15 protein-coding genes and 1 other RNA gene are annotated in these 12,441 nt (G+C 55.1%); 6 read left to right on the forward strand and 10 right to left on the reverse strand.

Going from position 1 to position 12,441, the window contains the following annotated elements; genetic code table 11:
* Positions 1-11: 11 nt before the first annotated feature.
* Positions 12-152 (forward strand): type B 50S ribosomal protein L36, encoded by a 141-nt coding sequence (gene ykgO, locus HFD87_RS03055; protein ID WP_167422916.1) that lies wholly within the window; start codon positions 12-14, stop codon positions 150-152.
* 45 nt (positions 153-197) lie between these two features.
* Here the strand turns inward: ykgO and HFD87_RS03060 are convergent, their stop codons facing one another.
* From HFD87_RS03060 to HFD87_RS03070, 3 genes are read right to left on the reverse strand one after another with little or no spacing between them, the layout of a single operon-like run.
* Complete coding sequence (locus tag HFD87_RS03060; RefSeq protein ID WP_010255893.1) at positions 198-1,076, reverse strand: metal ABC transporter substrate-binding protein; 879 nt, start codon at positions 1,074-1,076, stop codon at positions 198-200.
* A 15-nt stretch (positions 1,077-1,091) separates the two neighbouring features.
* Positions 1,092-1,931, reverse strand: coding sequence for a metal ABC transporter permease (locus HFD87_RS03065; protein ID WP_010255890.1), 840 nt, complete (start codon positions 1,929-1,931; stop codon positions 1,092-1,094).
* Positions 1,928-2,596, reverse strand: coding sequence for a metal ABC transporter ATP-binding protein (locus HFD87_RS03070; protein ID WP_010255888.1), 669 nt, complete (start codon positions 2,594-2,596; stop codon positions 1,928-1,930). The genes HFD87_RS03065 and HFD87_RS03070 overlap by 4 nt, the downstream gene beginning before the upstream one ends.
* A gap of 341 nt (positions 2,597-2,937) precedes the next feature.
* On the opposite strand from HFD87_RS03070, the gene HFD87_RS03075 reads away from it, so the two are divergent.
* The 3 genes from HFD87_RS03075 to HFD87_RS03085 all read left to right on the forward strand — a co-directional run bounded on the left by HFD87_RS03075 (position 2,938) and on the right by HFD87_RS03085 (position 4,056).
* Positions 2,938-3,291 (forward strand): hypothetical protein, encoded by a 354-nt coding sequence (locus HFD87_RS03075; protein WP_167422917.1) that lies wholly within the window; start codon positions 2,938-2,940, stop codon positions 3,289-3,291.
* Positions 3,292-3,438: 147 nt separating this feature from the next.
* Positions 3,439-3,816: an Hha toxicity modulator TomB gene (gene tomB / locus HFD87_RS03080; protein WP_003850455.1), complete on the forward strand. Its 378-nt coding sequence runs from the start codon at positions 3,439-3,441 to the stop codon at positions 3,814-3,816.
* A gap of 24 nt (positions 3,817-3,840) precedes the next feature.
* The gene (locus HFD87_RS03085) at positions 3,841-4,056 is read left to right on the forward strand and encodes an HHA domain-containing protein (protein ID WP_003850458.1); all 216 of its coding nucleotides are present in this window, start codon (positions 3,841-3,843) and stop codon (positions 4,054-4,056) included.
* Between the two features lie 134 nt (positions 4,057-4,190).
* Here HFD87_RS03085 and ffs read toward each other — a convergent pair.
* Positions 4,191-4,287, reverse strand: an RNA gene (gene ffs, locus HFD87_RS03090) — signal recognition particle sRNA small type.
* A 175-nt stretch (positions 4,288-4,462) separates the two neighbouring features.
* Between ffs and HFD87_RS03095 the strand changes: the two genes are divergently transcribed.
* Positions 4,463-4,774: an MGMT family protein gene (locus HFD87_RS03095; protein ID WP_033756781.1), complete on the forward strand. Its 312-nt coding sequence runs from the start codon at positions 4,463-4,465 to the stop codon at positions 4,772-4,774.
* Positions 4,775-4,813: 39 nt separating this feature from the next.
* Here HFD87_RS03095 and HFD87_RS03100 read toward each other — a convergent pair whose 3' ends face one another.
* Entirely contained in the window at positions 4,814-5,371 is a 558-nt protein-coding gene (locus HFD87_RS03100; protein ID WP_010255881.1) for a YbaY family lipoprotein, read from the reverse strand.
* 190 nt (positions 5,372-5,561) lie between these two features.
* On the opposite strand from HFD87_RS03100, the gene tesB reads away from it, so the two are divergent.
* Complete coding sequence (gene tesB, locus HFD87_RS03105) at positions 5,562-6,425, forward strand: acyl-CoA thioesterase II (RefSeq protein ID WP_167422918.1); 864 nt, start codon at positions 5,562-5,564, stop codon at positions 6,423-6,425.
* 50 nt (positions 6,426-6,475) lie between these two features.
* Here tesB and amtB read toward each other — a convergent pair whose 3' ends face one another.
* From amtB to HFD87_RS03130, 5 genes are all read right to left on the reverse strand, one after another.
* On the reverse strand, positions 6,476-7,762 hold the full coding sequence (amtB, locus tag HFD87_RS03110) for an ammonium transporter AmtB (protein WP_010255877.1): 1,287 nt from the start codon (positions 7,760-7,762) through the stop codon (positions 6,476-6,478).
* A gap of 34 nt (positions 7,763-7,796) precedes the next feature.
* Positions 7,797-8,135 (reverse strand): P-II family nitrogen regulator, encoded by a 339-nt coding sequence (glnK, locus tag HFD87_RS03115; RefSeq protein ID WP_003850469.1) that lies wholly within the window; start codon positions 8,133-8,135, stop codon positions 7,797-7,799.
* 257 nt (positions 8,136-8,392) lie between these two features.
* Positions 8,393-10,168, reverse strand: a complete 1,776-nt coding sequence (locus HFD87_RS03120; protein ID WP_052272132.1) for a SmdB family multidrug efflux ABC transporter permease/ATP-binding protein — start codon at positions 10,166-10,168, stop codon at positions 8,393-8,395.
* Positions 10,161-11,930 (reverse strand): SmdA family multidrug ABC transporter permease/ATP-binding protein, encoded by a 1,770-nt coding sequence (locus HFD87_RS03125; protein WP_033756779.1) that lies wholly within the window; start codon positions 11,928-11,930, stop codon positions 10,161-10,163. Before HFD87_RS03125 ends, HFD87_RS03120 begins: the two co-directional genes overlap by 8 nt.
* A 24-nt stretch (positions 11,931-11,954) precedes the next feature.
* Positions 11,955-12,416 (reverse strand): Lrp/AsnC family transcriptional regulator, encoded by a 462-nt coding sequence (locus HFD87_RS03130; protein ID WP_031592177.1) that lies wholly within the window; start codon positions 12,414-12,416, stop codon positions 11,955-11,957.
* Positions 12,417-12,441: the final 25 nt, after the last annotated feature.

The raw sequence follows: 12,441 nt of genomic DNA on the forward strand, positions 1-12,441 counted from the left end.
AGGAGAGGATCATGCAGGTATTAAGCTCGCTGCGTTCAGCAAAAAATCGCCATCGGGATTGTAAAGTGGTCCGCCGCAAAGGCCGTATTTACGTGATCTGTAAATCGAAGCCGCGGTTTAAAGCAGTACAGGGAAGAAAGAAAAAACGCTAGTTTGTGTCGTGATGACTGGCCGGGCTTGCCCGGCCTTTTTTATGCTTAGTGCATGCTCTTCAGCATCGCATTCACGTTGTGTTTAAAAGCCGCCTGATAGGTGGCTGCGGGGCCAGAGGCCGTGGATAACGCTTCCGGGTAGAGCTCACCACCCGGCTCAGCCCCGGTGGCGCTGGCAATCTGTTTTACCAGACGCGGGTCGGTCTGGTTCTCGATGAAATAGCGGTTGATGTGCTGCTGCTTCAGCTGGGTGATTAAATTACCCACGTTGCTGGCACTCGCTTCCGCCTCAGTAGAGAACCCTACCGGCGCCAGGAAAGTCACGCCATATCGCTGTCCAAAGTAACCAAACGCATCGTGACTGGTCAGCACTTTACGCTTATCGGCTGGCACAGCGTCAAAGGCGGTTTTTGCCCAGCGATCCAGCGCCTGCAGTTGCTGAATGTAATTCTGTCCACGCTGACGAATGGCCGGAGCATCTTCAGGATCGGCTTTGACCAGCGCATTCATCACGTTGGTCGCGTAGATAACGCCGTTTTGCATGCTGTTCCAGGCGTGAGGATCGGTAACGGTTTTACCCTCCTCCTCCATGCTGCGAGTGGTGACACCGGTTGAGGCGACAACCGGCTGACCGCGATACCCTGAGGCGCTGACCAGCCGATCCATCCACCCTTCCAGTCCCAGTCCGCTGACAAACACCAGATCGGCCTTCGCCAGCGCCTGACTGTCCTGCGGTGTCGGTTCAAAAGTATGAGGATCGCCATTCGGCCCCACCAGGCTTTTAACCTTTACATGATCGCCGCCGACCTGCTTAACGATGTCAGCCAGCACGGTAAAGCTGGCCACGACATCCACCGTTTTGGCCATCGCCAGAGGCGTGGCAAACAGCGCAGCGAGCGCCAGGCTAACCGGTAATTTTTTCATAGATACCCCTTAAGATTAATGGCGGCGTAAAATTCCGCCGCACGGCCCTGTAAGAATGGAGAAAAAAAACAGCATGGCGGCGCTCAGCACTACAGCGGGACCCGCAGGCAATGAGAAGTGCCAGGAGAGCATCAGACCGGCCAGCGCCGAAATCATTGCCATGAAAATGGCGATAACCAGCATCGCGGCGAGATGGCGACTCCAGAAGCGGGCGCTGGCGGCGGGCAACATCATTAAACCCACCGACATCAGGGTGCCCAGCACCTGAAAACCCGCCACCAGATTCAGCACCACCAGCATTAAAAACAGACCATGCACCAGCGGCGCGCTCCATTTTCCCTGCGCACGCAGGAAGTCGCCGTCAAACGCATCGATGACCAGCGGACGATAGATCACCGCCAGCAGAATCAGCGTAAAGGCAGCGATGCCGCCCACCAGCAACAGCGCTGCGTTGTCTACCGCCAGCAGCGAGCCAAACAGAACGTGCAGCAGATCCACGCTTGAGCCGCGTAATGAAACCAGCGTGACGCCCAGCGCCAGTGAACCCAGATAGAAGCCGGCAAAACTGGCATCCTCTTTCAGCGGCGTGTAGCGACTGACCGCGCCAGAGAGCAGCGCCACGGCTAAACCAGCGATCAGGCCGCCAACACCCATCGCGACCAGTGACAATCCGGAGATCAGATAGCCAATGGCGGCACCGGGCAGCACCGCGTGTGATAAGGCATCGCCAATCAGGCTCATACGTCGCAGGGAGAGGAATACCCCGAGCGGCGTGGCGCTGACGGCCAGCGCCAGACAGGCCACCAGCGCGCGTCGCATAAAACCAAACTCAATAAAGGGTTGAATCAGGGTCACGGCGCACGACTCCCCAGAGAGGAAGCAGGCAGGCAGGTGCAGTTAACCTCACGTTCATCCATCGACATCACGTTACTGAAGTAGCGCGCCACCAGCGGACGATCGTGCAGCACCACCAGCAGGGTTGTTCCGGCCTGCTGTTGCTGCTCAAGGATCGACATCAGTAGCGTCACCGTCTGGCTGTCAATGCCGTTAAAAGGCTCATCCAGAAGCCAGAGCTGGCTGCGCTGCAGCATCAGCCGCGCAAACAATACCCGCTGCAGTTGTCCGCCGGATAACGTCGCGGGCTGCGCATCCGCATAATCACTCATCTGAACCGCTTCCAGCGACTGCCAGATCTCCCGACGCAGTATCCGGTTAATGCCGCCGAACCAGCCGCAGCGTGGCCAGCAGCCAATAGAGACCAGTTCAAATACCGTCAGGGGAAAGCGGGTCTCAAGTTCGGTGCGCTGCGGCAACCAGCCGATATCCCGGCGTGCAACCTGCAGCTCACAGCGCCCGGCTATCGGTGGCAGTAAGCCAGCAATGGTTTTTAACAGGGTTGATTTGCCGCTACCGTTCGCGCCGACCAGCGCGGTCATCGAGCCGGCTGCGAGCTGGCCGGTAATAGCCGGGGTCACAACCTGTCCCTGGTAGCCCGCGCGAAGCGCGTTAAACAGGATCATGCGCTGATCCCCCATTTTATAGCCACAGCAAGCAGCGTGATAAATAGCAGTGCTACTCCCAGCCGCCCGCTCAGTGACATAAGTAGTCCACTCTGACGCATTACTTCACCATAATGTTATAACATAACAGTAAAGATACCTGATGTTGCTCTCTGTTGAATGTGGGATTGTGTATCAAAAGATAAATACCACCTGCACGCACTGGCAGACCCGCGCTGGCGGTAAGGCCTGCGGCTGCGTCTGGCAAATCTCAGAAACTGAGAGTTTTGTGCTCAACTGACTTGCAAACCAGTTGCAGAAAACCAATGATAGGTTTATTAACGGTTATAAGTGGAACAGATATGCTGTCACTCATTGAATGTGATATTGCCGCGGGTGAATCGGACTGCGCAAAAATAGCAGAGATTGTTCAGCGGAATATTCTCAAAATAACCGATTTGCTGGTAGGGGATTTACGCTGGTACTCACAAAATGCCCGGTTAGTTCCAGGCAGTTTAAAAATCATTTCGGTTGAATACCAGGATCTGAATAGTTTTAAATTACTTTACGATTTTGACTGGAATTTATTTAGTCCCTGCCTGGATCTAAATGAAACCGTGACGCAGTCAGAACAGGTAAACTTTCACATTAAGCCCGGTGCACTTGAGTTTGATGTGATCGACAATGAGCAACCCTCCCCTGGCGATGAATTGTAATATTTAGTAATGGAGGTGAGCAGAACTAATGGTTTTACACTATCTTTAAGGTATCCCGTTTAATAACTGCCCGAATAATCGCTTCCTGGCCGCGTGATCTTCTCTCGCCGCCCTGCGGCAACTGTGCTAGCTATGGAGGGGAAAAAGATGGACGAATACTCACCGAAACGGCATGATATTGCCCAGCTTAAATACCTTTGTGAGAGTCTGTTTGACGACAGCATGGCAACATTAACCGACAGCCATCATGGCTGGGTTAATGATCCCACTTCTGAAAGCAATCTACAGCTTAACGATTTGATTGAGCATATCGCCTCTTTCACCATGAATTACAAAATTAAGCACGTTGAAGATGAAGCGCTGATTTCGCAAATCGATGAATATCTTGATGATACTTTTATGCTATTCAGCAATTATGGTGTCAATAGTCCGGATCTTCAGCGGTGGCAACGTTCAGCAAAACGCTTATTTAATCTGTTCACTGAAGAGTGCGCTTTTCTCCAGCAACCGAGCCATTCATTATAGTAAAGACATGAGAACGGTTTATTTATGAACAAAACCCTGACTAAAACCGATTATTTGATGCGACTGCGGCGCTGCCGCTCTCTTGATACCCTGGAAAGGGTGATTGAAAAAAATAAGTATGAATTACCGGAAGATGAATTAGCGGTATTTTACTCAGCAGCTGACCATCGCCTGGCGGAACTGACGATGAACAAGCTCTACGATAAAGTCCCGGGTTCAGTATGGAAATTTGTCCGTTAATCTGATCGCTTACGGCTCAGTTTTACCCCAATAAAGTACCGGATAATCCTGCCTGCCGGCAAAGGATCGGCCCAGGCGGGTTTTGCCTGTCTGCAGCTTAGGGGGAGAATATCGAAGGGAGAAAGTGGTGGGGGCCCTGCCAGCTACATCCCGGCACACGCGTCACCTGCTACGGCTGCTTCCTTCCGGATCTGACCGAGTTCACAAGCTAGCATTGCGGGAGAACCAACAGGGCCCCCATTGACAAGCCCTCTTTACGAGAGCGGGGGCATTATCTGGGAAGGAGGTGGCAATTGCAAGCGTAGTCGGGACAACCGTTGTTTTCTTGAACAACCACCGCTTTTACGCTTTCTCCGCCTTTTCCCCGTGCTAAAGTTAAAACCCTTTTCCCTGATGAAATAAGTACATGAATCAGCCAGACACTTTCCAGCAACGCATCTGGCAAATTGTTGCCGCTATTCCGGCTGGCCGCGTCACCACCTATGGCGATGTGGCGCTACTGGCCGGTTCTCCGCGCGCGGCGCGTCAGGTTGGTGGCGTGCTGAGCCGCTTACCCGAGGGTACTACCCTTCCCTGGCATCGCGTCGTAAACCGACACGGCACAATTTCTCTTCAGGGTGACCGTCTGTTGCGGCAGCGGGATGCACTGGAAGCGGAAGGCATAGAGGTGAGTGACGACGGACAGCTCGATCTCGAGACTTATCGCTGGCGAGTTTAGACAGGGAAAAAAGGGCGACTATGTCGCCCCGAAATGAGTTTACAGACGGGTTGGAGCAGGAACCGCAGCAGACGGCGTCACCTGAGTCGGTGAGGTCGAAGGAACGGTGGTCGCTGCGCCCGGCTGGGTTGGCATCGCCATAGACGGTACCGGTACCAGCAGCAGCTCTGCTTTGGTGCCACCCTGGTTAATCACTGGCTTCACGCCTTCAGTGATAAAGGCCAGCTTACCGTCGATTGAGATGGCTGCGCTTAACAGAATGCGTGCATCAGGCTTGATGTCGGCTGGGTTAAACGGCAGCACGAACTGGAACGGTGCCTGTTTGCCTTCGGTTCGCACCACGCGCTGCGACAGCACTTTTGAGGGTGCATCGGCGACGGACGCATCAGAGAGCGTCACGGTTAATACCGCATCCGGCGGCAGCGCAATGCGCTGGCGGATAAAGACTGAACCACTTACGTTAGGCTGCGCAATCGCCGCCGTCTGTCCTGCAACCGCAGAACCCAGAGTTGGCGTTGGCACGGGTTTACTCTTGTCGGCGCATCCTACAACAGCAACCGCCATAACTACTCCACTGAACACATGCCTGAGTTTCATTGATGTCGTCTCCATTTGATCAAAATGATTGTCGGCAGCGAATCCTGCTTACAGCGCTTCACTCGCCGTATGTCCTTAATGTTGGCACAAAAATGAAATTTTGCCTGGCACCGACAATGTAGAAAGTCTGATTGACGTCAACTGGTCCGATCTTTCACACTGAGCAGGTCACTATATTGAGGAACGCGCCATGACTCAGGCACTGCAAAATCTGCTGAATTTATTAAATCTGGAAAAACTGGAAGAGGGTTTATATCGCGGCCAGAGCGAAGATATTGGCCTTCGTCAGGTGTTTGGCGGTCAGGTGGTGGGTCAGGCGCTGTATGCCGCAAAGCAAACCGTGGCGGAAGATCGCATTATTCACTCTTTTCACAGCTATTTTTTGCGGCCCGGCGATAGTCAGAAAGCGATTATTTACGATGTTGAAACGCTGCGTGATGGCAAAAGTTTCAGCGCACGTAGGGTCAGTGCCATTCAGAATGGGCAGCCGATTTTTTATATGACCGCCTCGTTCCAGTCACCGGAAAGCGGCTTTGAACATCAGAATCCGATGCCACAGGTGGCGGGGCCAAAGAATCTGTTAACTGAACAGGCGATGGCGCAGAAAATGGCGCATCTGCTGCCAGAAAAGCTACGTGAAAAATTCATTGCTGAGCGTCCGCTGGAGATCCGCCCGGTACAGATTCACAATCCTCTCCGGGGACATGTGGATAAGCCGGAGCGCCAGGTCTGGATCCGCGCCACCGGCCCACTGCCCGACGACTTACGCATCCATCAGTATCTGCTCGGCTATGCTTCCGATCTCAATTTCCTGCCGGTCGCGCTCCAGCCGCACGGCAAAGGCTTTTTAGAGCCGGACATGCAGGTCGCCACTATCGACCACTCAATGTGGTTCCACCGCCCGTTCGACTTCAGTGAATGGCTGCTCTATAGCGTAGTCAGTACTTCGGCGTCAGGCGCACGGGGTTTTGTCCGGGGCGAGTTCTACAATCAGCAGGGTGTGCTGGTGGCCTCAACGGTTCAGGAAGGGGTGATGCGTCAGCGCAGCGAATAAAAAAAGGGGGCGATTACTCGCCCCCGGTTGATCTTTTCACTGCCCATCCATTACTGGTTGTAAGCATTCTCGCCGTGGCTGTTTACATCCAGACCTTCACGCTCATGCTCTTCCGGAACGCGCAGACCGACAATCAAATCAGCCAGCTTGAAGCCGATGAAGGCGACAACGCCCGACCAGACGATAGTCAGGCCCACGCTGAAGAGCTGTACCCAGACCTGATGGCCCATGGTGACACCCTCTGCATAGCCTACGCCGCCCAGTGAAGAGGAGGCAAACACGCCAGTCAGGATACAGCCGACAATGCCGCACACGCCATGCACGCCGAACACATCGCAGGGATCATCCACGCGCAGCCATTTTTTCAGAGTGGTCACGCCCCACAGTCCCGCCAGTCCGCCAACCAGGCCGATAATTAATGCACCGCCGACGCCGACATAACCACAGGCAGGCGTAATCGCTACCAGCCCGGCAATAAAGCCTGAACAGGCACCCAGCAGCGAAGGCTTACCACGTACCGCCCACTCGCCAAAGGTCCATGACAACACGGCGCCCGCTGTTGCGACAACGGTGTTCAGGAAGGCCAGCGCCGCGATTTCGTTTGCTGCAGAAGCAGAACCGGCGTTGAAACCGAACCAGCCGACATACAGAATGGCGGTGCCAGTGAATACCATTGGCAGGTTGTGTGGTTTGAAGGCCTCTTTACCAAAGCCGGCACGTTTGCCCACCAGATAAGCGCCCACCAGACCGGCGACAGCGGCGTTGATATGCACCACGGTGCCGCCAGCAAAGTCCAGCGCGCCATCCTGTGCCAGGAAACCGCCAGCCCACACCATGTGCGCGATAGGCAGGTAAGCCAGGGTCAGCCAGACGCCGACAAAAATCAGTACGGCAGAGAAACGGATGCGTTCTGCGATAGCACCGACAATCAGGCCCACCGTGATACAGGCAAACGAGGCCTGGAACGCGACATGAATATATTGATAGAAGCTGCCCATGACGGCGGTCAGCTGAATGTTTTTCAGCATCACCCAGTTAAAGCTGCCAAAGAATGCGTTGCCTTCACTGAACGCCAGTGAATAGCCGTAAACCATCCATAATACGCAGACCAGTGAGAAGGTGACGGCAACCTGAGTCAGCATCGACAGCACGTTTTTACCGCGAATCAAACCACCATAAAACAGCGCGATACCTGGAATTGACATAAACAGCACCAGCGCGGTGCAAATCATCATAAATGCGTTATCAGCCTTGTCCGCAACGGCAGGCGCAGCCATCGCGAGTGAGGGTAACAGTGCCAGGCTGGTGAGGCCCAACTTAGCGAAAATTTTATTCATTTTTATTCCATCCCATCACAGTACTGAGTCTTTATTACAGAGCGGCTTCGTCGGTCTCGCCGGTACGAATACGGATGACGCGCTGCAGTTCAGCCACGAAAATTTTACCGTCGCCAATTTTGCCGGTGTAAGCCGCTTTACTGATGACATCCACCACTTCGTCTAACTGATCGTCGGCAATAGCGATATCAATTTTGACCTTAGGCAGGAAGTTCACGCTGTACTCTGCGCCACGATAAAGCTCTGCATGGCCCTTCTGACGGCCAAAACCTTTCACTTCGGAGACGGTCAGTCCCTGAATGCCGATAGAGGATAAAGCTTCACGTACATCCTCCAGCTTGAATGGCTTAATTACGACGGTAACCAGCTTCATTGGATCCCCTCCAGCGAGTAAATAGGTAACGTTTACGGACACGCAGGGATATAAGCAAAGCCTGTGCCAGAGTGTGAAAATGACGGTAATACGTTGTTCAGGCGAGACGCGACAAGGGATGCTTTAAAGAGGATGGGAAACAGAGAGGCCGTACAGGGGAAATTGCAGCGGAGGGCTGCACTCCTTTGGTGCTTCAGGCGTCAAAGGAGTGCATTTATACAGATTAATCTGATAAAGGTGCGCAAAAAAGGTGCAACTCAGCCTTCAGTTGTTACAGCGACGCCCGATACCAGATCTTCACCTGCCTGCTGCAGCTGATACATCTGCCAGTAACGTCCCTGCATCGCCAGCAGTTGCTGATGCGTACCCTGCTCAACCACACGACCACGATGCAGCACCAGAATCTTGTCTGCTTCAATAATCGTTGAGAGGCGGTGAGCAATCACCACCAGCGTGCTGTGCTGGCGCAGCGTCTCAAGCGTCTGCTGAATGGCCTGCTCGGTGCCGGAATCAATATTGGCCGTCGCTTCGTCGAGGATCAGTATCTGCGGCAGATCAACCAGCACCCGGGCCAGTGCCAGCAGCTGCTTCTGCCCGACCGACAGATTATTGCCCTGCTCGCCCAGCCGGGTATGTATTCCCTCCGGCAACGCATGCGCCAGCGGAGCCAGCTGCACCTGTTCCAGCACCGTCCAGACGGCCTCTTCGCTGATGTCACGTCCCAGCCGCACATTCGCCAGCAGCGTATCGGCCAGCACCACCGGATCCTGCTGCACCATCGCGATACCGCGCCGCAGCACGGCATGGCTCAGGTCACTAATGGGTCGATCATCAATGCGGATCTCGCCACGCGTCACCGGATAGTAACCCATTAACAGGTTCGCCAGCGTGCTTTTACCGCTGCCGGTATGTCCCACCAGCGCCACAAACTCGCGTGGGGCAACCTCAAGATTGATATCACTGAGCACATCGCGGTTTTCACGGTAGGCAAAGCTCAGATTGTTCAGGGTGATACGACCTGAAGCCAGCGGTTGCTGATCGGCCCCATACTGCTGCTGTGCAGCATCCATCAGTTCGAAAATACGTTCACCTGAAACCACCGCCTGCTGCAGCATCGATTGCTGAGTGGTCAGCTCAATCAGCGGCTCATTCAGACGCCCCAGATAGGTAATAAAGGCATAGAGTACCCCCACTTCAAACACGCCAGGCATCGAGAAACTAAACAGGATCAGCAGCCCACACAACACCATCGCTGAAAACAGGCTCAACAGCGGACGCAGCAGAAAACCATCCAGACGCAGCGTTTCCATTCGCGCCAGATAGTGAGAGCGGCTCGCTTCGCCCATTCGCTCACCAAATCGCGCCTGCTGACGAAACTGCTGGATCACGCTCATACCGCTGATCACTTCGTTGAAGCCATTATTGATGTCTGCCAGATAGCTGCGAACCCGACGGGCAATGGGCGTGCTGTAACGCTGATAGATGAACATCACCACCAGTACCAGCGGGAATATCATCATCGCCACCAGCGCCATGCGCCAGTCAAGGCTGAACATCGCCACCATCATGGCGCCGACCAGTGCGGCACTGCGCAACACGGTTGAAACCACCGTGACGTAGAGATCGCGGATGACTTCGGTGTCGTTAGTCACGCGTGAAATAATCTGCCCGACCGGCTGGGTATCAAAGGCACTCAGCGGCTGACAGAGTGCGGCATTCATCACGTCACTGCGTAACTGCTGTACCACGCCGATAGCGGCTCGGTTAAACAACAGCGCCTGCCAGTAGTGCAGCCCGGCGGCCAGCAGCTGAAGCAGGATAAAACTGACCACCAGTCCTGCGACCACTCCCCAGGGCATCTGATGTTTCGCCACCAGGTTATCGATAAAGTAGCTGACCAGCACCGGTCCGGTCACTTCCGCCGCGGCAGCGATCCACAGCATCCCTACCGCCAGCGACAGGGATTTACGCCACGGCTTACCGTAGCTCAGCAGACGCTTCAGGGTAGGCCACAAGCGTGCAGACTTAGCCATGCGGCACTCCTTTCTCATTTTCATCATCATCCAGCGCCGCTTCCAGTTGCTGGTAACGGTACATGTCCCGATACCAGCCAGCCCTGCCGGTCAGCGCGTCGTGGTCGCCCCGCTGCGCCACCCTGCCCTGCTGCAGGACCAGGATTTCACTGGCTTCCGTCAGTGCCGATAAGCGGTGCGCGCTGATAATCAGCGTGCGTCCCTGCCCCCAGATGCGCAGGTTATGCAGGATTTCGTGTTCGGTACGGCCATCCACCGCGGAAAGCGCGTCGTCCAGAATCAGGATTTCCGCATTCAGCAGCAGCGCCCGGGCAATCGAAAGACGCTGCTTCTGTCCACCCGACAGCATCACACCGCGCTCCCCGACTTCCGTTTCATAGCCCTGCGGCAGACGCAGGATATCGTCATGAACGCAGGCCAGCGTGGCGGCATGCTCAATCTCCTGCTGGGTTGCGCCCGGTTTCCCCAGCGCAATATTGTTCGCCACGCTGTCTGAGAACAGGAACGGTGTCTGGCTGACCACGGCCAGACGGCTGCGCCAGCTATCCAGCCGCAACTGCGGCAGCGGGATCTGGTGATAACGGATGTCGCCCTGCTGAATATCAAAGTGGCGCTGAATCAGGCTAAGCAGCGTACTTTTGCCACTGCCGGTTGGCCCGCACAGCCCCAGCATCTCGCCGGGTTTCAGCTGGAAGCTGACATCGCTTAAGACCGGACCCACGCTGGCCGGATAGTTAAAGGCACGAATCGCGACCTGCAGCGTGCCCGGTTCAGATGGCAGTGACTTATCGCCATCTTCCACCGCTGGCGCTTCCGCCAGCAGCGCGCCGATGCGGCTCCAGGCGGCGCTGCCGCGTTCAACAATATTAAACATCCACGCCAGCGCCAGCATCGGCCAGATCATCAGGCCGAGATACATCACAAAGCTGGTGAGCTGCCCCAGCGTCATCTCTCCATGCCAGACCAGCCAGCTGCCGCCACCAATCGCCAGCAGGTTTGAGAAGCCGATAGCGATATAGATAGTGGGATCGAAACGGGCATCGACCCGCGCCACGCGCAGGTTTTTTTCACCGGTATCGCGGGCGATATCGGAAAATTGCTGCGACTGATGCTGTTCAAGGCCAAAGGATTTAATCATCCGGATGCTGGTCAGGCTCTCCTGCGTCTGATCGTTGAGACTGGAGAAGGCGGCCTGTGCCAGCTTAAAGCGATGGTGCAGTTGATTACCGTAGCGATGGATCACGATGGCCATAATGGGCATCGGCACCAGCGCAAGCAGCGTCAGCTGCCAGCTGATCTGCGTGCTCATTACCAGCAGCACCACGCAGCCCATGACCAGCGAGTCGACCAGCGTCAGTACTCCTTCCCCGGCAGCAAACACAACCCGATCCACGTCGTTGGTGGCGCGCGCAATCAGGTCGCCGGTGCGGTGACGCAGATAAAATGCCGGTTGCTGACGACTCAGCTGGCGATAGAAATCTTCGCGCAGCTCAACCGCCAGCTGGTAGGAGGCACCAAACAGCAGCACACGCCAGACATAGCGCAGCAGATAGACCACCACCGCCGTTGCCAGCATGATCCCAATCCACATCATGATGCGGCTGGTGCTCATGTTGTCACGCGTCACGCCATCGACAATCACCCCGACCACATGCGGTGGCAGCAGCTGCAGAATAGCAATAACAATCAGCAGGAGGACCGCGCCCAGATAGCGCCGCCACTCCCGCAGAAAATACCAACTTAATTGACTGAATAATCGCACAACGCTGCTCTCAATCTCAGGCCCTCAGGGGGCGACAGGTAAAGCCGTGGTGTATTTAATCTCTTCCATGGCGAAGCTGGATGTCACATCAATCAGGCCAGGCACCCCATTCACTACTCGCTTGTAGAAAGCATCATAGCTTTTCATGTCGGCCACCTGAATGCGCAGCAGATAATCATACTCGCCTGCCATACGGTAAAAGGCCATTACCTCCGGCATGCTGCTCACCACCGAGACAAATGCCTGATACCAGTCGCGACTGTGCTGCTGCGTTTTAACAAACATAAACGCCGTCAGTGACAGTCCGATTTTATCTCCATCCAGCAACGCCACCCGTGCGCGAATAATGCCATCATCTTCAAGCTTTTTCAGGCGCTTCCAGCAGGGTGTGGTGGTGAGGTTGACGGCATCCGCCAGCGCCTGCAGCGACAGCGTGCAGTCATGCTGCAGCAGTGAGAGCAATTTAAGGTCAGTTTTATCTAACATTCGCGGCTCCGGGAGAATCATTTTC

Source organism: Pantoea sp. EKM21T, from assembly GCF_011800405.1.
Taxonomy (GTDB): domain Bacteria; phylum Pseudomonadota; class Gammaproteobacteria; order Enterobacterales; family Enterobacteriaceae; genus Pantoea; species Pantoea agglomerans.